The sequence below is a fragment of the Pirellulales bacterium genome (assembly GCA_033762255.1).
Lineage (GTDB): Bacteria > Planctomycetota > Planctomycetia > Pirellulales > JALHPA01 > JANRLT01.
In genome coordinates this window covers 1-23,024 of sequence record JANRLT010000005.1, presented here as the reverse complement: position 1 = coordinate 23,024, position 23,024 = coordinate 1, and the positions used below count along the sequence as shown (strand labels likewise).

10 protein-coding genes are annotated in these 23,024 nt (G+C 56.9%); 6 read left to right on the top strand and 4 right to left on the bottom strand.

Features of this window, described 5'->3' with window-relative positions:
- The first annotated feature begins 130 nt into the window (after window positions 1–130).
- The 4 genes from SFX18_00625 to SFX18_00610 all read left to right on the top strand — a co-directional run bounded on the left by SFX18_00625 (window position 131) and on the right by SFX18_00610 (window position 13,862).
- Window positions 131–1,456 (top strand): hypothetical protein, encoded by a 1,326-nt coding sequence (locus SFX18_00625; GenBank protein MDX1961622.1) that lies wholly within the window; start codon window positions 131–133, stop codon window positions 1,454–1,456.
- Window positions 1,457–1,710: 254 nt separating this feature from the next.
- Window positions 1,711–2,331 (top strand): sigma-70 family RNA polymerase sigma factor, encoded by a 621-nt coding sequence (locus tag SFX18_00620; protein MDX1961621.1) that lies wholly within the window; start codon window positions 1,711–1,713, stop codon window positions 2,329–2,331.
- Window positions 2,332–2,383: 52 nt separating this feature from the next.
- Window positions 2,384–12,508 carry a VIT domain-containing protein gene (locus SFX18_00615; GenBank protein MDX1961620.1) on the top strand — a complete coding sequence of 3,375 codons (10,125 nt, stop codon included), beginning with the start codon at window positions 2,384–2,386 and terminating at the stop codon, window positions 12,506–12,508.
- A gap of 733 nt (window positions 12,509–13,241) precedes the next feature.
- The gene (locus tag SFX18_00610) at window positions 13,242–13,862 is read left to right on the top strand and encodes a hypothetical protein (protein ID MDX1961619.1); all 621 of its coding nucleotides are present in this window, start codon (window positions 13,242–13,244) and stop codon (window positions 13,860–13,862) included.
- A gap of 420 nt (window positions 13,863–14,282) precedes the next feature.
- Here the strand turns inward: SFX18_00610 and SFX18_00605 are convergent, their stop codons facing one another.
- Both SFX18_00605 and SFX18_00600 read right to left on the bottom strand, forming a co-directional pair.
- Entirely contained in the window at window positions 14,283–15,353 is a 1,071-nt protein-coding gene (locus SFX18_00605; GenBank protein MDX1961618.1) for a ZIP family metal transporter, read from the bottom strand.
- Between the two features lie 272 nt (window positions 15,354–15,625).
- Window positions 15,626–16,855 (bottom strand): ATP-binding protein, encoded by a 1,230-nt coding sequence (locus tag SFX18_00600; protein MDX1961617.1) that lies wholly within the window; start codon window positions 16,853–16,855, stop codon window positions 15,626–15,628.
- A gap of 295 nt (window positions 16,856–17,150) precedes the next feature.
- On the opposite strand from SFX18_00600, the gene SFX18_00595 reads away from it, so the two are divergent.
- Window positions 17,151–18,263, top strand: coding sequence for an ADP-ribosylation factor-directed GTPase activating protein isoform b (locus SFX18_00595; protein MDX1961616.1), 1,113 nt, complete (start codon window positions 17,151–17,153; stop codon window positions 18,261–18,263).
- A gap of 665 nt (window positions 18,264–18,928) precedes the next feature.
- Here SFX18_00595 and SFX18_00590 read toward each other — a convergent pair.
- Complete coding sequence (locus SFX18_00590) at window positions 18,929–19,444, bottom strand: hypothetical protein (GenBank protein MDX1961615.1); 516 nt, start codon at window positions 19,442–19,444, stop codon at window positions 18,929–18,931.
- 76 nt (window positions 19,445–19,520) lie between these two features.
- Window positions 19,521–20,297 carry a hypothetical protein gene (locus tag SFX18_00585; GenBank protein ID MDX1961614.1) on the bottom strand — a complete coding sequence of 259 codons (777 nt, stop codon included), beginning with the start codon at window positions 20,295–20,297 and terminating at the stop codon, window positions 19,521–19,523.
- Between the two features lie 323 nt (window positions 20,298–20,620).
- Between SFX18_00585 and SFX18_00580 the strand changes: the two genes are divergently transcribed.
- Complete coding sequence (locus tag SFX18_00580; GenBank protein MDX1961613.1) at window positions 20,621–21,829, top strand: PDZ domain-containing protein; 1,209 nt, start codon at window positions 20,621–20,623, stop codon at window positions 21,827–21,829.
- The last annotated feature ends 1,195 nt before the right edge of the window (window positions 21,830–23,024 follow it).

The following is a 23,024-nucleotide window of genomic DNA, read 5'->3' as shown; positions in this document are numbered from 1 at the left end:
ATTTTCTCTATCTTACCCAGATTATTGACGTCCTGCGTCAACCTTCTTACAGTAAAGCCTTAAACAGGAGCAGCCGCCAGGAGGTCATGCGGGCCACTTTATTTATCTTTACCTTCCGGAGGGTTTACGAATGCGATTTTTTCGCCAGCAGCGTGGGCGTGTGAATAATTTTTCCGCCCGATTTGAAAGTTTGGAATCACGGTTACCTTTTGCCGGTAATATCACCGCCGATTTTCACGACGGGGTATTGCTACTCAAGGGGGATGACCTGGGGAATGGCGTCTTGGTGAAAGGGACCGGTGTCCCCAATCAAGTTAGGGTAGAAGGCGTTTTTACGAACGGCGCGGCGACCTTGGTCAATGGTTTGGCCGCTCCCGTGATTTTTAATGGAGTTAGCCAAAGTATCGTCATCAACACCTTTAAGGGGGACGACGATGTCGTTGTTGAGTCCTTACGCCTAGAAGACGACCTGATCATCAACACCCATGCCGGAAATGACACAGTCACCATTTGCGATATTGGCGTATGTGACAATGTGGAAATCAACACCCACGAAGACGATGACATCGTCACGATTGGCAAGTACGTGCCACTGATTCCGGATGATGATGATGATGATGAAGAAGTGCCACCGGATGAATTCCGAGTCGACACGGAAGGGGAACTTACCCCAACAGAAGTCCCAATCTACATGGCCAATAACGGTTATGTCTCGGTGGATGGCAGCTTGATTGTCAATACTGGCTCGGGATTAGATGAATTTTTGGCCGGATTGACGTTTGTCGATGACGATTTCATTGTCCACTTGGAAGATGGCAACGATATCGCCTCGATTTACAATGGCACGGCTGGCAAGCTGTTCCACTTTACAGCAGGCGCTGGTAACGACATGATCAATGTCTATTACCTGTCCAGCTTTGGCGATTTTATCGTCGATACCGGCAGCGGCAACGACCTGTGGAGCCATGCCGCCAGCGCAAATTACAAGAAAACCACCATCCATACCGGTTCCGGAATTGATTATGTCGCCCAGGTCATCAACAACCTGTGGGGGGATGTGCATATCGACACCGGGGCGGACGGGGACACGTTCATTGCCAACAATATGCTGGGCAAGTCAAACGTGACCATCTTTACCGGCCATGGCAACGACACGTTGAATATCCTTGGCAGCACCGCCAAGAAACTGCATATCGACTCTGGCAGCGATAACGACAAGCTCTGCTTAGTTTACTCCGCCGTGGAGGAACTCTTTGGCGTGTTTGGCCATGGCGATGACGAAGTCAACCTGTATGGCAACCTAGTCAAGGGTAAAGCCTTCCTCGATGGCGGCAGCAAAACCGACGCTCTGGACATCCTGGGCAATCTGTTTGGCTCCTTCCAACAAGTTGGCTTTGAATCCATTACCTACCTGGGCAAGTGCGCTCCAGAGGAAAATGGCGTTGAGCCCGGCTAGTTCCCCTGTCAGGCAATTGACGCTTTTGACATAGAAAAACTGATCTGCAAAGACCAACCCCAGCGCAGCCGCGCTGGGGTTTTTTATTTTATGCGCGTTAAGTACAATTTCTGTAACTACATGTGGGATATAAACTTAGCAAATATTTCGGGGTTTAGATTGTTGACCCAAGTTTTTGCGACACTTTACCGACTCTTGCGTCTAATAACTCTCGGAAGTCGCGCCCATCAGCACTTTTTCCACAATCGACCCCCTTGGCCGAATTTGACCACCAAGCCGTGACGCTGGGTTTGCAACAAGGACACACCCAGGCCTGGACCGCGCTGTATGACCAATACAGCGGCGGCCTATGGCGATACGTCTCGCGTCTGCTGGGAAACCAGGCCTCGGCGACCGGGGATGTCGTGCAAGAAGTCTTTTTGGCCGCCGCCCAGTCCGCCCGCCAGTTTGACCCCGCTCGCGGGACGCTTTGGTCGTGGCTATTGGGCATCGCGCATAAGCAGGTTGCCAACCACTGGCGGCAGACCGCGCGGTCGGTACGGGTAAAGACCTTGGCCGAGCAGGGGGCGTGGGACATAGGTCGCTGGCTGGATCTGGAACTGCCTGAAACGCGCATGGAGCGGCGGGAATTGTGCGAACTGGTGCGCGGTTTATTGAGCGACTTGCCCGGCGATTATACGGCTTTGCTGTTGGGCAAGTATTTAGACGGACAAAGCCTCGAGGAACTGGCCGCCGCCTGGCAGACCACGGTGGAGGCCACCAAATCCAAACTGGCCCGGGCGCGCCGCGAATTTCGCGCGTGCTTTGACCGGGCCACCGCCAACCATGGCCCGCACGCTGTCATTTCCGTCACCGCCGTTCCCCTGCCAGAGTAACGATTGCACCTGTCCTTTTGACAACTGTAAGTTTTCATCACAAAGCACTGGCATGTCCGCAGCCGACGAACAATTCGAATCCCCACACTCCGGGCTAAACAACGCTCCTGATAAAACATCGGAAGCGCGGCTGGCGGAGTTATTCGGACATTTGCAAGAGCCGGAACCGGCGGCCACGGAAGCCGACGCCACCCGGGCTTTGGCGCGCATCCGCGAGCTGAGCTTGGCGCGTTTTATCCAGTGTGCCCCCGGCATTGCCCCCCCAATCGAAGCCTCCCGGGAACTTTCGCGGGAGGAAACCTCTTCCTTGCCGCCTGGGCCTGGCGAAACCCCAACTGTATCTTCCCCACCCGCTTCCGCGACGGCGTCGCTGACACCCGTCGCCGCGGTCAACATACCCTCTAGGTCATTTATGTTACCGATTCTCTGGCGTGGATTAGTGGCCTTGGCCGCCAGCGTCGCGATCTATGTTGCCTTTTTTCATAACAATCCCCCCGCCGTCAGCGCGGTCCCGTTTGGCAATGTGCTGGACAAGCTGCGGCAACATGATTCGCTGCAGTTTCTGCTAAAGCGAAACACCGGTGGCAATCCTTCCCAGGCCGAAGTCCTGGTCCGCGCGCCCGGCTTGGTGCGGATGAACGAATCCCCGGAACGTTACAGCGTGGCGATTGGCTCGCGCTTTTGGAAAATTGACGAAACCAAACAAAGCGTCACCCAGCAGGATTCCCCCTGGTTTATTTCTCCTTCGCAACAGATTGACCTGCTGGCCTTATTGGACACGGGCGTGACCGACGCCGAGCGTCTGCGGGCCGCGCTTCCCAGCGAAGTGATGGAATACGAGGGAGAACTGTGCGAAGTTTATCGCGTAACGTTACCAGGTCAAACCACCACCGGCGCCACCAGCGAAATAGAGATCGAGGCCTACGCTAACCAGTCTACGCATGAATTAGTGGCGCTGGCCGCGTGGCCGGCGGGGCAGGGGCGGGGCGCAGGCGCCCCCCTGGCCGAACTGCATTTAGTCGCCATTAACCCCGTCATCCCCGCGGAGAAATTTCAAGTGCCGCAAAATCTCGTAGCCGCGGGCCAACTGCCCAACGCGGACCGCATCGGCCAAGTTACCGACAGCCAGGGGATTGTGCTGTTGCGTCCCGCGCTCAGCAAGCGTTGGACCGTGGTTACGCGGGACCTTGCCATTCAACCCGGCGACTGGATTCGCACGGAACTGCGCGGGGCCAACGCGGTCAAGCTTACGTTGAATTCGCAAACCGAACTGACGCTGGGACCGGGAACGCTGGTCGAATGCCTGACCCCATCCCAGGCCAAGCTGCATCGGGGGGAGGTCCGCGTCAAACAACCGACCGACAAACTGCCGGAATTTACGCTGCTCGGCCCGCTGCAAGGTTCCGAAAAAATCGCCTCCGGCCAAAAAATTCTGCACACGACGCCCGCCAATCAATTGGCCGTTACGCCTGTGGAACCCAAATGGCTAGCGGGGTTCGACGGCACCGCCGTCAACGAAATGCTCGGCTCCTTGGTCGTCACCATGCCGGACGGTCGCAATGTCCCCCTGACCGTGGGCTATCACAAAGTCACGGTCGAAATCAAGGACCAAATCGCCCGCACCACCATCGAAGAATCCTTTGTCAACCGGACGAACAGCCGCCTGGAGGGGATCTTTCATTTTCCTCTCCCCCAGGACGCCTCCATCAGCGGGTTTGGCATGTGGATTGGCAACGAACTGGTCGAGGCCGATGTGGTGGAAAAGCAGCGTGCCCGCGAAATTTATGAAACGATCCTTCGCGAGCGTCGCGATCCCGGCCTGCTGGAATGGACCGCCGGCAACCTCTTTAAGGCGCGGGTATTTCCCATCGAAGCCCAATCCGAAAAGCGGATCAAAATCGTCTATACGCAGGTTTTACCCCTGCGGGGAAATGCGTTTCGCTACAATTACGCCCTCCGGAGCGAACTGTTACGGCAGACTCCCTTGCGCGAATTGTCCCTGTCCGTCATCGTCGATTCCACAACCCAGCTCAAGACCGTCAGTTCCCCCACACATCCGGTGCGGATCAGTAAAACACCCCATGCCGCACAAATCGACTTTAGCGCGCAAGAATTCACTCCGGAGCAAGACTTTGAGCTGGTGTTTGAACTGGATGACCAGCGGCCCGATCTGGCGGCGATCGCCCATCGCCGCGGCAGCGACGGTTATTTTCTTTTGCAACTGATGCCCCCCACGGGCGCGGACAAATGGCAGCGCGAGACACTTCCCGACGGCACGCCGCTCAATCTCGTGCTCCTCTGCGATACCTCGGCTTCCCTCGACGCCGACCAACGCCGCCTCCAGGGGGAATTTGTCACCGCCCTCGTCGGCAGCCTAGGTGCGGACGACCGCTATCTGCTGGCCGCCGCCGATGTCCAGACCACTTGGGCGAATGTGGAACCCCTAGCCCCCACACCGGAAAACCTGGAAAAAACGCAAAAATTCCTCGAGGCCCGGCCATCGCTGGGTTGGACAAACCTGGAGTTGGCGTTTACCAGTGTCCTGGAAAAAGCTCCCGCCGGAGCGACCGTCGTTTACATCGGCGATGGGATCGTCACCGCCGGCCAAAGTGATCCGCAACAGTTTGTGAAACATCTAACGCGGCAATTAGCCGTGCAGGCACCCGCGAGTGGGCAGGCACCCACCACGGACGTTATTGATGGCAAAGAAGCACCTGCGCCAGCCCCCGCTACAGACCATAAAGAAACACCCCAGCTGGGCAAAAACCTCACCTTTCACGCGGTCACCGTGGACAATACCTATGAATTGGCGGTGCTACGGGGAATTGCCAACGCGGGCCGTGGATCCTTGCGGCAGATCACGGGCGAACAAACTCCGGTACTGGTGGCCAAGCAGTTGCTACAGGAAATCGCCAATCCCGGTTTGACGGATTTGGCGGTCGATTTTCGCGGATTGCAAGTGGCCGCGGTCTATCCCGAACGCCTGCCCAATCTGGCCGCGGGGACGCAACAGATCATCGTGGGGCGTTATCTGCCAACCGGAGATAACCAAACTGGCGAAGTCATCATCACCGGCAAACGGGGCCAGGAAACCGTGCGCTACGCCGCGCGGCTGAATCTGCCGGATAATGACGCTGGCAACTCGTTCATCCCGCGCCTCTGGGCACGGGGGCATTTGGACTTTCTGTTGCAGCAAGGGACAAATCCGGCGATCCGCGACCAAATTATCGCCCTCTCAGAAGAATTTCATATCATCACGCCGTATACGTCGCTCTTGGTGCTGGAGACCGACGCCGACCGGCAGCGGTTCAAGGTGCAGCGGCGCTACCTGATGCGCGATGGCGAGGAGTTTTTTGCCGCCGCCACCGCCAAGGCCAACTTTGAACTCTTGCAGCAACAAAGGCAACAGGCGGGGGCCTGGCGCTCGGGCCTGCGGGCGTCGCTTTTGGCCCAATGGTCGCAGCTGGGCCGTAATAGTGAATTATTTTCAGAGCAATCCCATTACAGGAGGAGCTATCTTGGCTCGCCAGAGTTTCGGTCCAAGGATACGCTGCATAGATTCTTCTTTCAGCGGGGGGCAATGCCCGCCAGTGGACCCTTGGGGAGTATGAGCGCTACCGATGGCCGCTTTGATGTCTGGGCGAGTGGGCCAATGCTAGGCGGCATGGGCGGGGGAGGGGATATGCTTGATGTTCTAGCGGAATCCGATGGGGAAAACTATTTTCGTGAAGAACTGGTCCGCCGTGAAAGTCTCTCGGTGTCGGATAAAGAAGTTAGCCAAAAGCTTTCGGCCGAAAACAAAAGCGAATTTTGGGATGTCAATGGCCAGAATGGAGAATTTGGTGTCGAGGAATTATCGCTGGGGTTGCGACTCAAGCGAGAATCCGACCGCAAGTCCGTGCGGATGCTAATGGATGAACCTTTTGGTGGCAGTGAATCAGAATTAGCCTATGCTGGCCAGCCGATTATTAGTAATGGCACATACTTTGATGGATTTGCCGGTCTCAGTGCCTCAGGCGCTAGAGCTGGATATTCCCTTTTCGATGATACCACTCCCATGCTCCGTAAACCCTACAGCATGGCGGGGCGGGGAATCTACTATGAACAATCCCCCGACTATCTGCAGTGGCTGGACGCGCTCTTGCCCAGTATTTCGGCCCCCGCCGCGCGAGAAACTTGGCCCACACCGCAACCCACCAAGTGGTCTCCAGAGGCCATCGCCCTGGCCAAGTCGCTATTAATCACGGAAACCTTGCTCCAGCATCCCGGCGGCGTCGAGGTTATCCGCCGGGAAAAGAGTTTTGAACCACAGTGGGGCCGCGAGTATGGCATCGGCGAGGATCTAACGCTCTTTTCTTCCCAAGGGTGGCTGACACGGTCGCTGTTGGACAATAGCGAAGTCTTGGTCAATTATTGCCAGCCAGATCAGCGGGGAGTCTTTTCGCTCATGTCGGGTTGGGGGACCGCGCGGCCCGCGCTGCGGCGGGAACTGACCACGTTTCCCACAACATTTAATGATGGTTCCATTACCACACTGCTGGCGAATCAGGTTTACTTGACCGCGACAGTGGAGGCGGCGGGCCCCAACCGGGCCAAGCTGATCCTGGCCAGTGACGATAACTATCGCCACGAGTATACCATCGACACTGAACGCAAAGTCCTGCTCCGCCGCGAGACCCATCAAAATGGGAAGTTGGTTGGCACCGACGATTACAGCGACTTTGTGCGGGCAGGGGGAGTGTGGTGGTGGACCAAACTGCAAACCAACAACGCCGAGGGACAGTCCATTCACGAAGTCACGCGCAGCGTGGCTGAACTGACCGCCGCCGACTTTACCAAAAAGCTGGAAACGGAGTTGGCCCCCCGCGCGCAAACGATCCTGGTAACCGCGCCGTTCCCCACACTCGCCCCCGCGCGGGCCGCTGCCGCCGCCGGGCAGGCCGGGATCAACGACCGGCTGGTGCTGTTGGTGCATAATTGCCTCAATCAGCAATGGGATGAGGCCCTGACCCATGTTGCCGAACTAGAAAAACTGACCGCGGCCAAACCGGGTAGTAAATGGCTGCGGCCGCTCATACTCTCCACGATGCGCCGCAACGAGGAAGCCCGCGTCATCTTGTTGGCCGCGGCCAAACAACTGGCCGCCAACGCGCAGCCGCAGGAATTGCCGCTGGCCAACTGGATTTATAGCCAGGCACAAACAGTCTCCAGTCCCGAAGAACAGTGGGAACTGTTGCAAATTTTGCGGCCGGTTTATGACCGCGCGCCAAAATTCGCAAACGCCATGGATACCTTTGTGCAGAACGAGTATTACCTCTTGCAAAACCTGAATCGCCAGCGCGAGGTCCTGGACCGTGCCCGGCAACTGGCGGAAGCCGCTCCCTGGGAAGTCTACCGCCAAACGCAATACACCGATCGGCTGGTGGCCCTGGGCGAGTTCACCCCTGCCTTTGCCTGGCTCCAAAAAGAGCTGGATCGCCCCGTCAAACTGGATCAATACCACCGTGAAGCGTTGCAAGAAAAATACTTGGACTATTTAGCGCAACTGGGCCGCTGGCCGGAAGTATTACAGCGGACCACGGCGGCGATAGAGCAGTTGCCCGAATCCCGCAGCGCCCACGAGCAATACCTAGCGGCCCTGGTTTTCAATAACAAACTAGCCGAAGCCGACAAACTGGCCGCGCAGTGGCTGGCGGAGGGGCAAGTTGCCTCTAAGCTGTCGCCGACACAGCGCGTCAAGCTGGATGCCGCGCTCAACTATATGCGGGGGGGCGTCTGGCGGCTCAACCTGCAACTGGGCGCGCATAAGTGGCATCCCACCCTGGCCGCAGCGACCCGCCACTTCTTTGACCATCAGCACAACTTTTCTTATGTGCAAACGATTTTAGGCTCGAACATACTGGATAGCACGCCGGGTGATGAACTGCGGGCGTGGTTTTTTGCCCAGCTGCGCGAGCGTGCGGACCAGCTGACGCCAGAGCAAACGTCCCTGGCGACGGAACACGCCCTGACCGGGCAGTTGTCCGTGGCCGAACCGATCAACAATCGCAAGTATCTGTCCGCCAGCGAGGTGCCAGCAGCCTTGTGGCAGCCTATCGCAAAAATCCTGCGCGAGCGTTTTCGCGCGGTCAAAACCGATGCCGATCGGGCCGCGCTGGGGAACGCACTGCGGCTGATCTATGTCAATAAATTCGCCGACACCGAGTTGCTGCCGTTCCTCCGCGAACGCCTGCAAACCGCGCCGGCAAACCAAGTGACCCAACTCCGCCGCGAACTGGTCGATCACCTGCTAGGCCTTCCCTGGACGCCTGCCATCGAGGATGAACTCTTCACGATCCTGCGTGAATTGCGCACAACCTCCGATGAACAACTCCCCCTATTCGAACAATTGGGCCTATTGCACCGCTATACCGATGCGCTGTTGCAAATGCGGATCACAGCGGGCCTGACCGCGTGGCGGGATCAAGGGGGCGTCAATAAGCTCACGCGCACCGAGCGCGCCGCCGAGGAACAGAAAATCCGCGATACCGCCCGCGCGCAGTTGATCGAGCGTTACATTTCCGAGCATGAAAAAGTATTGGCCCAGGCTGGCAATGTCAATCAGCCCGCAGCCGGAAATCCCGCGGCAGAGCCAGTCAAAGAAATTGACAGCCGCACGCCACCCGCCGAGCAGGCCGCCGCGCTGGCCAATTGGATCCGCGTGGAACAGGCCTATCTGCAGGTTCCCACCGACGCCAACCTGACCGAAACACTGGAGTTCTGCTGGCAAATCGTGGGGGAGGTCCCCTTCCGCGCGGCCGAGGATGACGCCACCGAACGGGAACAGCAAGAAAAACCCCTGCAGCCAGAACTCCCCGGTGTCGGAGGCAATTCTCCCGCCGATCCCGCCACCGAGTTAGAGTTGATCGACGATCAAAATCCGGCCCAGCTCTTGGCCCAAGCCCAAAAGATTCAGGCGGCGGCAATCGCCGGGGAACTGCGGGAGCGGGCGTTTATCACGATACTTTCCTTGACCGCGCGGGAATCGGTGGGAGCCAACTGGAAGGAACGGCTGGCCAAATTCATCGCCGCTGGTTTGGATTTTCCCGCCGAAGAGCGTTTCCCCTGGCAAAAACTGCAATACCAGTGGCTGGTCGCCACCAACCAAATCGACGAACTGCTACGCGTCGTGCGAGTCTGGAGCGCGGCGGCGGAACCAACGTCCCCCTGGCCAGTGGCCCTAGCCAAGTTGCTGGCCGAACAGGGAGACCTGTCCACGGCGGTCACGCTGTTTGAAACCGCCGCCAGCCGCAAGCTGCTTACTCCAGGGGACTACCAGACACTCGCGCAGTGGTATTTGGCGCTCAATCAGCGCGACAAATACGACGACGCGCGACTGCGGGCCTGGCGGCTGCTACCGGAATCACAGCTTAATAACATTTTTAATAATGTTTGCTATCGCTGGCAGTCGGGGGGAACACTCCCCACCACCATCGACGACAACCAACTCTTGGCGATTCGCGCGCTCTTTGAAAAATCGAGCCAACCCGAAAATTACCTCAGCGAACTGCGGCAGTTGTATCTCTCGAGCGCGGATTTTCGCCTGCTGCGGATCATTCCCCGCGCGGTCCTAGGCCGCTCCGCGCAGCAGATTTACCGCTTTATGGAGACTCTGCACGGGACGCTGGATGTGATACGCGTGGAATCCACCGCCGATGAAATTCTGGCCGAAATTAAACAAATTCGCACCGGCAAGCTCACTACCACCGACGCCCGCGCGCTCGATCTGGTAGAGGCCCTGGTCGAATATCAGGCCGCGGCGGTCCTCAACCAGCCCGGTCCGCATATTACGGCCAGCGTGGCGGCCCTGCAGCGCGCCTTTAATCGCGAATGGCAACCGAACGAGCCAGCGCTCATGGGGATATTCCTGACCAAGCTGGGCAGGGTGCCGCATTGGGAACTGGCCGCCGAGCAACTGCGGCAATTGGCAGAATTGACCAAACTGGTCAAGCCCGGCAGTACCGATGACCTGCACCTAGGCCGCGCGATCGCCGAACTGGAATTTTACAATCTAGAGCGTCCTCAGGATGGCTTGCGGCGGATGCGCGTCACCTGCGAGCGTTTTTTGGCCCAGCATGAAAACTCTTGGCCCATCGAGGAAATTGACAATTTCTTTAGCCTGATCGGCATGCATGAATATCAAAAGCAGTTTAGCGCGGGCGAAGACCTGTTGATTCCGGTCATGGACCAGGCTGCCAACACCAGCCTGCGCCAGCGGGTGCTATATCGCCTGGCCGAACTGTATAATCGAGCGCTGCGCGAGCAAGGCTCGGTCAGCATTGGGGCGGGGAACGAGTTACTACCTGCGGTCACACGATTTTATCAGCAAAAAATCGACGCCGCCGACCAGGAACACGAGCGTTACGAGCTTACCCGCCTGTGGGTGGATGCCCTGGGGATTGGCCATGAACGCAAATTACCCGCGACCATGGCAGAAGTGCGTAAACTGGCATTCACGGTCATGCCCGGCATTCTGGAAAAGCAGGTGCAGCAATATGCCAACACCGTGACGCTGCCCGCATCCATCGTAAAGGAATCCCTCGGGCTGGTGGCCGCGCTGCGGTACGTTATCGAACGGTACGAGCAATACCCCGACCGGCTGCGGTACGACTGGAACAACGCCTGGCGAAATCTGGGGGGGTTACTGGCCCAATACCGCGCGTCCATCACCGCCGATAATGACGAATACCGCGAGTTGGAGCCGCGGCTGTGGAAGATCGTCGCCGACGTCCTGCGGCAGGAACTGCAAACCCTGCAAACCACGCAGCGGGAAATGACGCATATCGACTATTCCTATTTTTGGCACGCCAAAGCGGAGGAAATGGTGGCCATCGCCAACGAGGTCCTGGCCCAAAACGTCAACTCCCATCGGCATATCATGTTTATCGCCGAATACCTGTGGAGCGGGCTGCATCGCTATGATCGCTCGATTGAGATTTTATTCGCCGCCGATAAAGCTCAACTGCTGGACTTTGGCGGACAGGAAGTGCTGGTCCAGCACTTGATCGACCGGAACCGTTCGCCCGAAGCGATCGCGCTCTTGGAGCAATTTGTCGCCGCGCGTCCCGATGAAATGCGGCACCGCACGCGGCTCATGCAGGCGTACTTTGCCGCTAAACGACCACAACAATTGTCCGAACTGCTGGCCGCGACGGACAAACATTTTCATGCCGGGGGGCGCTGGCTGGTGGGCAATATTCAATCGCTGGGCGATGCCTGCCTGTCCGTCGAATTGTATCCCGAGGCGGAAAAGTACTTGTCCGAGGCCATTTCCCTGCGGCTGGCTGACAATACCGCCGCCGGGCAGGGGGACCGCTTTTTATCGGATTTGTATATTTCCCTGTCGAAGGCGTTAATCGCCCAAAATAAAAACGAAGCGGCGGTGGACGCGGCCCTCAGTGCGGTCAGTTGCTGGGATCCGCGTTATAGTGAACGCGAAAACACGCTGCGAAATCTGCGGGAGATCGTGGAGAAAATCGCCGATCTGCCGGCTTTTATCCAGGAACTGGACGCCCGCATCGCGCGGACGAATCAGGATTGGCCGATTTTGCGGCTGACACTGGCCCAGGTCTTGGCCACTTCCAACCAGCATGAGCTAGCGGTTACCCAGTTTCAGCATGCCTACGATTTGCAGCCCACAAATGCACAAATTTTTGGTGTCTGGCTGGAATCGCTGGAAAAGCTGGGCGATACCAAACAGGCCGTGGCGGTGCTACAGAAGTGGATCGAGCAGGATCGCCGCAACGCCAGTCTGTATAGCAAACTGGCCGAAAAACTGGCCGCCGACCAGAAAACATTTGGCCCGGATGCCGAGGAGCGGGCGTTGACCTCCATCATCGAGGCCGCCCCGACCGAGTCCGAAAGCTTTACCGCGCTCGCGGAAATTCGCGGCCAGCGGCAACAGTGGGCGTTGGCGATTCCCCTGTGGCAAAAAGTGGCGGAACTGCGCAGCCTGGAACCGACGGGACTGGTGCGCCTGGCGGAGGCGCAAATTCAAACCAAGGCCTGGGGGGAAGCGCGGGAGACCTTAAATCAACTGCGCGGGCGGGTTTGGCCCGAACGCTTTAACGGCGAACTGGGCAAGCTACCGCACCTGGAACAGCAAGTCTTGCAGGGGATGGACGAAAAGCCAAAGTAAGAATGATGAATGGGGAATTCTACCGCAATGCGGTTATGAAACGTAGCGGAGCTAGGTATTTGGTTTATGGTGTTTGGATTTTAGTTTTCCCAGGGTTGTTCGCTGCGCTCCAACCGCTGGGCTATGTTGCGAAACCGCTTCGCGGTAATGCATCGGCGATAACTACATTCACAAAGCCGCCGATGGCATCGGCGGTGAAGTACTACAGGCGCGGATTACCGGAACCTTTGCTTCAAACCTTTCAAAACTTCGCAATGTGCAAAGTTTACTTGCGGGCCAAGGGCCCGACCTATCCCAGACGTGCTTATTAGAATTGCGGCAAGCGCAGCGTCGCCCTAGGTTAAAGGAAAATGAAAAGGGAAGGGCCAACGGGCCGATTCCTATCGCAGTTTGCAAGTAGCGCAGGGGTCGGGAGTGGCTGAACAAGGCGTAGGGGGTCAGGAGTCTTCCGCGAACAAGCTTCTTTGCCAAACACGCTCTCACCGCGTCAGACTCCCGACTCGGTGGTAATCCAATCCCCTTGGCCTACTTGCTGAAGCCCGCACCACGGTAGTCCCTGGAAATCAACATCATTCCGTCTCTTCCAACGCGTCAATCTGGAATTGACCAGTCCCCCGCTCCTACACGAATTGTCGCCGGGGTGCTATTCTAAGAATAGACGTATTGCCACGCTTGCGGGCTATAAAACTACGCGGCCTGCGCGTTTCCGCACCCCCCTTTTGTATCAATCACCGTGATTCGCATATTTACCCCGTTGGCCGTCGTGGCCCTGATCATGCTCGTGGCGACTTTGGCGGTCGGGTTATCCATTGGCGATTATCCTGATCTCATGCGGCAGGCGTACCGGGTCCAACAGTCCGGCGACACCGTCCGCATTCAGGCATTTCAGGCGGAACACCGGCCCGCCACGACGTACCTCAACACGCATCGCCTGATGGGGATTGGCTCGGCGATTTTGGTCATGCTGGTCAATAGCCTGGCCATTACCTATATGATCGGAACCAGCCGCTGGTGCAAGGAAGTCGGCCTAACGTATGGTGTCCCGGAGGAATGGATGGAAGAGGCTCAAATCAACAAGCGCAAAAGCTTTCCCTGGGGCGTGCTCTCCATGCTGAGTCTGGTCGGGCTGGCCGCGCTCGGGGCTTTGTCCGATCCGCTGCGCAACGACCCCCGCGCTGGCAGCTTTCCCAGCGAAACCTGGATCGTCTGGCATTACACGGCGGCGCTACTGTCCATTGGCTGGGTGGGCCTCTGTTTTTTTATCCAGGGGAGCTACCTGCGGGCCCAAGGAGCGCTCATCGGGCTGTTCATGGACCATGTGGCGATGATTCGCGCGGACCAGGGATTGGAGTAGGCACCATCCCGTGCCGTAGGTAACGTAGCAGGCACCGTCCCGGTGCCGTGGGCAACGTAGCAGGCACCGTCCCGGTGCCGTGGGCAACGTAGCAGGCACCGTCCCGGTGCCGTAGGTAACGTAGCAGGCACCGTCCCGGTGCCGTGGACAAGGTAGCAGGCACCGTCCCGTGCCGTAGGTAACGTAGCAGGCACCGTCCCGGTGCCGTGGGCAACGTAGCAGGCACCATCCCGGTGCCGTAGGCAACGTAGCAGGCACCGTCCCGGTGCCGTGTGATGTGCGGCCGAGCGCGGGGTTGAAGTCTAACAGCAATCCGTCGCTACCATCGGCGGAACTGAGACACCATCTTCGAGAAGCCCTAGCCCGATAACTGGGGACTCATCACGCTTTCTATAATGAATTTTGGCACACATGGCGGAACTACGGACCGTGGTCATGCCCACTATGGTCATGATGATCGCCACCTGGCGCCGTATCTCCCTGAGTCGTGTGGCTATGACTGGAGTGATCATGTCCCGTATGCCCCTGACCCGTGTGAATATTTCCCGTATGCCCATGGCTGTTATGATCATGCCCCTGCTGTTCCACCAGGACTAGCCCCCAAGCCAATCCCAACCCCAACAGCAATGCCACTGACAAGGCCACGCGGTGGTGGCTGTGAAACTGCAATTCCGGCAATAGATCGCTCGTTGCGATGCACAGGCAAGCCCCCGCGCCAAAGGCCAACGTCCCCCCCAGCCAGAGCGATTGATCCCCAATCTGCGCCGCTCCCATAAAGAATAATAGCACTCCCAGCGGAGCCACCGCCGCATAGGCCAAATTTGCCAGCGTGCAATGCCACTCCGACCATCCGGCGTGCTGCATCAGGCTAGTGATCGAGAGCGAATCAAACGGCTTGTGCAAAAACACGGCCAAGAAATACCCCAGTCCCGCCCCCCAAACGATCCCCTCCGTCGCTTCCGCCTGAATCGCCGCCCCCAAGGCCAAGCCATCGATCACGCTATGCAGGGCCAACCCAAAAAACACCCCCAACCATCCCCACAAGCCGGTAGGGAGCGCATGCTCGTGATCATGGTGATGTCCAGATTCTCCATGTTGGCATTCAGGCCCATGCTGGTGCGAAATTGTCCCAGTCGTCGGCAAAATGGTTAAACCAACATTTGCCGGATCCGTTCCTGGCGTCTGACCATCCGAATGGCTGTTCGGTTCGGGAATTTCATGCGTGTGAAAATGAAACAGCCGCTGCAAAAAAAACATCAGCAAAAAACCCGCCATGAGCCACAGCATCACATGGTCCAAATTTCCCAAGGCAAAGTAAGCATGTGGCACTAGGTGCAACAGCCCAATCCCCAAAATCACCCCCGCGACAAAGCTAATCGCCACTTGCATCCGCACATGCGTCAACCGGATAAAACGGGGCAACCAACCCCCCAGGAGCGACGCCCCCACAATTAGCACACAATAAATCGCAGCCAAACCAGCAGGCGTCATAGGGCACAAAGAATGCAAATGTTTTTTGATGGGCGGGCAAAATGCCGGGGCTGCCGCTTTGCAAGAATGCGACCGCGGGCTTTTTGCAATGAACTTGCATTTGACAGGGAAAGCCCTTTTTCAGCAAGCCTTCCCGGAGCGCGGAACGGAAAAATTCTTAACCCACCAGCGGCTCTCGTGCACTTTTAAAGCTATCACTTCAAGTTGGGCCAATCAGCCGCGGGGGTGTTTGCCCAAGGTTTTTGCCTTTTCGCTAGCAAGCCGGAAATTATCTACGATTCAGATCGTGTCGCTCCCCGGGGCAAGCTAAACAGCATGCTTGTCCCTCCCAATTCTGGTTTTTCAAAAGAATAGTCTTCAATCAAAATCTGCCCGCCATAAAAATCGATGATTTTTTTAACAATGGCCAAGCCCATGCCGCTCCCCTCGGGATGGGCGGAAGCCAGGCGTTTGCCGGGCAAAAAGACACCTTCCCGATCCGCGGGGGGAATTCCTCGGCCATTATCGCGAACCGCCAGCCAGACATCATGATTCTGTTCAAAAGCGGGATTAGCCCGCGAATTTGCTGGTTCGAGGGTCGTTGGCCGGTGGGTTATCGCTTCGATGCGGATACGGGGCTGTTCGGCGGCGCAGCCATGTTTGGCGGCGTTGCGCACCAAATTGGTAAAGACCTGCTTGAGCCGCAGGGCATTGACCATCACGGAGGGCATGTCTCCCTGTAACTCTACTTCAATGCCGCGACTTTCCAGCAGGCGGCGTTGTTCAAACAGTACCTGTTCGGCGATCTGACTGGGTTGCACGCATTCGGCCTGCATCTCGATTGTGCCGGTCCGGGCCAAGGTGACGAGGTCTCCCAGGAATTTATTGGATTGCCGCAAACAAGCCTCCATGTGCGAAAAATTTGCCCGGGCGGCGGGGATTTTTTCGACTTCAGGCTCTTGCTTGAGGGCCTCGACGGAGCTTTCCAGCAGGAGCATATTCGCCCCCAGATCATGTGAAATGGCCCGTAAAAAGTGATCCAGGTCTTGGCGGGCCTGGCGTAATTCTCGGGCTGGTTCGGCGATTTCCCGCGTCACCCGCGCGCTGGCGACAGCGCGGCGGATCATGTTGGCCAGTTCGACGCCGCTCAGCTTGATTTTGTTGACATATTCGCAGGCTCCCGCCTTCATGGCCTGCACGGCGACTTCCTCGCTGCCGTGCCCCGTCATCAAAATTGCGGCCAAACCACGGGCCGAGACCTCGGCAATAAATTCCGTTCCCAGGCCATCGGGCAAGATTTGATCACACAAGATACAGCCGATGCGCGGAGCGCGGGCCAGGATTTGCCGGGCCTCCCCCAGGGTGCCGCAACAGTGCAAATGGCAATTCCGGCCCAACTCTTCCCCCAGCAAATCCACCAACAGGCCCGCCACATGCGGGTCATCGTCGATGATCAGAATTTCGGGAGGGGCAAATTCAACATTTGCGGAGAGTTGCTGCGGTCGATTGCTGAGGGCGGCCATGACGTTGCACCAGGTTACATTTCCACCCGCATATCTCGGCCCGCGGTTCTCACCCAATAGACGCGGGAATTTCCACGGATTAAGATCGACAGTCCACCCCGAGTTTCCCAACTGATTCTAGAAATAGGCAAGTTGGGCCAACCCGTACCGTTTGTAAGGGGTGTTTTGACGCGATTATAACGAACGTAACGGCTGGCCCCGGCTGGCTATTTGGCCACATGCGACCTCCCCACCAGCCATTTAGGACTGCCGGGCAAGCCAGCAGTGGCACACAAGGATTTCCCACCTAGTCATCATGCGACACAATTCAAAATTACAATCAACCGACCGGCAAGTTCCGGGCTGGTTGGCTTACGCCGGGATGATGGCGATCAGCCTAGCACTCAGTGGCTGCGATTCGCGGCTTATTTCCAGCGCGACGCCCGTCCCCACCAAACCATTGCCGGATAGCAGCCAGTTGCAGACGCGCATCGACGCCATCGTGGATCATACGCTTAACCAACGGCGGCTCAATACGCGCGATCACGCGGCTTGGCAGATTGTGCATGCGATTTTGGCCTTTGGCCCGGACTTGCTGATTGAACACGAGGGCCAACTTGTCCCCGCGCTGGGTTATTTGCAAGCGGGCAATCCGCTGACGGGGTGGAATTTGCGCCCCACCGCGCATGGCGTTTTAGTCCCCGTGGAGGAAGGCTCCAAAACGGGGCAGGGGCACCCCGACCAGTGGTTGGGGTATTTGTCCCAGACTGGCCTGACCCCCGCGGATAAAATCGTCATCGGGAAAAAAAGTTACACCATCGCCGATCTGCGCAACCAAGCCCAATGGGATCTGGTGCCGGGCATGGAAGCGACCTGGACCCTGATGGCGCTCAGCCATCCCAGCTATTGGAAATTGACCGACACCTGGAAAAACCGCAACGGCGAAACCTGGAACATCGAAAAACTAGCCCTGATGGAGGCCCAAGCGCCCGTCGTGGGGGGATCCTGCGGGGGGACGCATCGGCTTTATGCCCTGGCGGTCGCGCTCAATCAATATCGCAACGAAAATCAAATTCAAGACGTCAACAAGCTCCCTCCCGCCTGGGCCGTGGTGCATGCCCGAATCCAGGAGTTTGTCACGCAGGCCCAGCGCGAGCAAAACGCCGACGGGACTTTTTCGACCAACTATTTTACCCGTCCCGGAAATGCTCCCCGCATCGACGATAAAATCAGCACGACAGGGCATATCCTGGAATTTTTAACCGCCGCCCTGACCGACCAGGAACTGGCCGAACCGTGGGTCACACGGTCGTGCGAGCGTCTGGTCACCCTGATGGAAATTGCCAAAAACGACCCGGTCGAATGCGGTGGACTCTATCACGCGGCGCATGGGCTGATCATCTACCGGGCCCGCCGCTGGGGAAATTAAAGTAGCAGGCACCGTCCCGGTGCCGTGGACAACGTAGCAGGCACCGTCCCGGTGCCGTGGACAACGTAGCAGGCACCGTCCCGGTGCCGTGGGCAACGTAGCAGGCACCATCCCGTGCCGTGGACAACGTAGCAGGCACCATCCCGTGCCGTGGGCAACGTAGCAGGCACCATCCCGTGCCGTGGGCAACGTAGCAGGCACCATCCCGGTGCTGTGAGTAACGTAGCAGGCACCGTCCCGGTGCCGTGGGCAACGTAGCAGGCACCGTCCCGGTGCTGTGAGAACCGTAGCAGGCACCGTCCCGTGCCGTGGGCAACGTAGCAGGCACCATCCCGTGCCGTGGGCAACGTAGCAGGCACCGTCCCGGTGCCGTGGGCAACGTAGCAGGCACCATCCCGGTGCCGTGAGTAACGTAGCAGGCACCGTCCCGTGCCGTAGGCAAGGTAGCAGGCACCGTCCCGGTGCCGTGGACAACGTAGCAGGCACCGTCCCGGTGCCGTGGGCAACGTAGCAGGCACCGTCCCGGTGCCGTCTATCATCATCGCGTTTACTAGTTTGTGCGGCATGGACAACGCACGCACGCTGCCTTCTTTTGGCAGTTCGGCAGCGGGACGCGGATGGTTACTTATCCAGTTTTTGGCAGTTCGGCAGCGGGACGCTGCCGGCTACTTATCCGATTTTTTCTTGATGGGTAAATCCAAAAACTCCTCTAATTTAAGGTCGGGGACTGGCGGATTTTCTTGTTTGAGATGCGGCGGCACCTCGAGCGGTTTGCCCGGTTTGCCTGATTGAATCGGCTGCTCGCGCGATTGCTCTATCGTGGGCAACAGCATCATTCCCGGAATATTGACGGTCAACGGCGGACGGATGTCCACCCCGCCGCTGGGATTTACCCCCACAATATAACGCAGTTCCGACACGCCCGGCGAATATTTACTGGTCTGCATCAGTTGCAACTGGCCGCTGGAGCCGTTTTGGTTAATCCCCAACGTCGCCAGCGGCACCTGCTGGTCATTGACGATGACCAGTTGCTTGGTGCGGACTACCTCCGCCACAACCTGGCCAGCCAACATTTGTTGGGAAATCGTGCGCGTTTCGGGAAAGCCAATTTTTTCCCGCAGCGCAGTCCCTAACGCAAAAAACAATAACGGGTAAACGATCCAACGTTCGCGCTCGGACATAAATGGCTCACGCCGCTAGCGGCATTAGGATGAATGTGTATTTCGGGAAACGCAAAATAGATAAATAGTCCCCCAACTACCGCTCGGCATCCGCCCTTCGCAAAATCAACGGCGGATCCTGCATCGGTGGGCGGGGGGGAGGTGTTGGTTGTGGTTCGGGTTCTTGCTCGCCCACGCGCGAAGGCCTTCCTACCGAGGGATCATCCCCGGGAGGGATGCCCGCTGCTAGCTCGGCCCGCAATCGTTCCAGCTTGGCGGCGATCGGACTCACTGCTTGGCCCCCGCCGGTCGGCCAGGGAATTTGGCCCGAGGGGTACACGACCACCGGCTGCACAAAGCCAGACCCATAGCCCCCCACCACCGGAATGACACTGGTCACAAACGGCCGCTGGGTAGTAGCCGAAAAATACCCGGGATAGCCGTTGAGCGTGGTGATCATCGGCGTTTGCGAGACATTCGACCGGCTGCTTCCCTGTCCGGCAAAGACATTAAAACCGGCGCGAAAGCCGTTTCCCTGCACTTGCCAGCCAAGTTGGCCCACGGGAGCCGCGGGATTGCCGGGAATGGGAACTCCGGGGGGATTCGGCCCGCCAAAGCCAAAGTTAATCCCCTGTTGCGGTTGACCGTTGAGTCCTAAACCAACGATGGCTCCTGGACCGCCATCATTATTAAATCCCACCGGCGGAGGCGTATTCAGGCCAAAATTCCAGCCCACACCGACTTGCTCGTGAAAATTATCGTTAAAATTTTGGAAAGGGGCCCCGATGGTCACCTGCTGTGCCAGGAGGGGCCATGCGCCTCCGACCAGCAGACAGCTAGCCACGCCTCCGACCAAAGAGTGTTGAAATTTCATGGCTCAATCCTTTGCAAAAATAATTACCCTTTAGATAGCAAATTCATCATGGAGGGAATTTGCCGCCAGAGCAAGCCAAACTTGGGAGAAATTTCCCCAAGTAGCGGAACTCCCCAGAGTTCCGGCAAACCGGCCTAAGCGTAGCGGAACTCGCCAGAGTTCCGAGAAAAATGCCTCGGATTGTCCCAGGACGGGGATGTAACATTCCTTTTCGGACGGCGTCCAGAGGGGCCGCGGATTGTGGGGAATGATCTTAATCCCTCCCGCGCAATCAGCTATAATAGAAATGAAAATCGTACTTACCGTTATTTACGAGGTTACGTATGGCCAGCCGATACTCTAGCGAATACTCTCTTTATTCGGGAATGAAGCTCATTTGGCGAAGCGGCTTTTGGTTAAAAAGCTTTTGCCTGACACTGGCGCTCTGGGGCGGGACCGCGGCCTTTGGACAAGAATCCGCAATAACCACCCCCACCGGCGAAACCGTTCCCCCCGCAACTCCACCTGCCGCAGTTACCCCCCCCGCGGCTAAACTCCCGCCGTCGCTTTCCCCCGAAGAAACCGCCAAGTTCCACGCCTGGGTGGCCCAACTGGACGCGGACGAATTTGCCGCCCGCGAAGCGGCGATGAAAAATCTGCAACAAGCGGGGGCGGATGCGATACCGGTCATTGCCGCCGCCATTCAGGGGAATAGCCTGGAGCAATCACACCGCTGTTTAAGCCTATTAGAAAGCGCGCTGGTGTCGCCCAATCCCCTGGAAGCCGCGACGGCGGAAGCGGCGTTAGAGCCGATGACGCAGCGGCAGACAAATTGGTTTGCCCAGCGGGCCGGAGCCGCCATTACCAAAAGCCGCGTCCTGCGCCAAAAGCAAACCATTGCCCGACTCCAAGAACTGGGGGCGGAATGTAACATCCTTTCCGCCAGCGAATTGGGGGAGATCCAGGCCTGTGAAATCAGCCTGCGTCACAAGGACTGGAAAGGGACCACCGAGGATCTGCAACTCCTGCGCACGATTCCTACTTTGCTAAGGGCCAGTTTTTTTGGCCCGGTTATTAGCGACGGCGATATCGACCAATTGGGCCAACTCAAGCAAGTCCCGCGGTTAGGCATGTACGGGACCAAGGTCACCCTGGAAGGTTTGGCCAAACTGAAAACCCAGCTACCTAATACGGAAATCGACCGCCGCAACGGGGCGATGCTGGGGATCTCTAGCGATCCCACGGCCACCGGAGGTTGCCTGGTCAACACCGTGCAGCCCAACTCCGCCGCGATGGCCGCCGGGATCGAACCGGGTGACCTGATCACACAAATCGAAGGGACCAAAGTCGATTCCTTCCAGGACCTGACCAAAATCGTCTCCGAGAAATTTCCCGGGGATAAAATTCAAGTCACCTTTGAACGCAACGCCACCCCCCAGACCAAGGAAATCACCCTGGGGGAGTGGAAACCGGAACACCTGCGCAATACGGCCACCGGCAACACGATCATTATCAATGGGCAGCAGCAGATTCAGGTCTTTGGCGGGCCGTAGGGGGGGGTGGGGATTTTTCGCCAGGAATATCATGGAAAATATAATCAACATACAGCACGTGAAAACCACACTCCTCGAAGACGGGGTTATTACGTTGCGTAATATGCCTTTTCGATATGGCGAAACTGTGGAAGTAATTGACAAAACGCTTAATTCCCCCGTTGCAAATGGCCTGCATTATCCGCTGCGTCCCAACCGGTAATTTTGATATCACCCACGGAGCCGGTTGCGGAAATGGACTGGGAAGCAGCCTAATGATTGTAACGGTAATTCAATGAGAAATAGGTAGCCACCCTTATGTATATTTTGGGAATACTATTTGTACTTCTATTCATCTCGGGATTTGCGACGATGTATTTCTATTTTAAAATTTTCAGCAATAGGAATGATGGTATATCATACCTTAAATATGGTAGTCAGCTTATTTTTCATCCCGAAGCTTTGAATTCAGTTGGAAAAAAGTACAGATATTTTGCGATTTATTCGTGGGTCGCATTTGTAATATATTTGATACTTTTAATTCTTTACGGTGTATTTTTTTAGTTCTGCCCTTGTCAATCCTAATGGGTACTAATTTTGGTACGTGGCAACTGAATGTGGTTGCCCTGCGACGCATACTCAGGTAATTTAGGATCGCTTGAAAAATAAGAACCCGGATTTCATATCCAGAATGCCTGCTAGCACCATTTTTGTGTGTTTTCACCGGGAATTTATTTGTTATGCGCCCCTTATTCAAAAATGCCCGGATAACTTTCATCAAATGGCGTGACCGTATTGACTATGCAGCCCGGGAGCTTTTTCTTCAGGAAATCAATTGATGTATCACTTAGAAAGTTATATTGTAAATCAAGCCACTTGATTGATTTTAACGTTTTCAAGCAAGGAAGATGATCGTCGTTCAATCCGCAGTTTGGTAACTGCAATCGAAATACACCAATGGAAGACAATGAGCGTATATTATCTTTTGAGAGTTTTGTGTGTGATATACTTAATGCGTTTACATTACGTAATTCACTTAAAAGCTGGAATCCATTATTGGAAATAATTACATTTCCTAGAGCGCTTTTCATGCTAGTGTCAAATTGTAACCACAGTGGCGTAGGTAGCGGGTACATTCTGCTGGCTTGAATTGATCTTCGATGAGTCCCACTCTATCCCACAAGCCTTCGACCGTTCTTTCAGCGGCGCTTGCTAG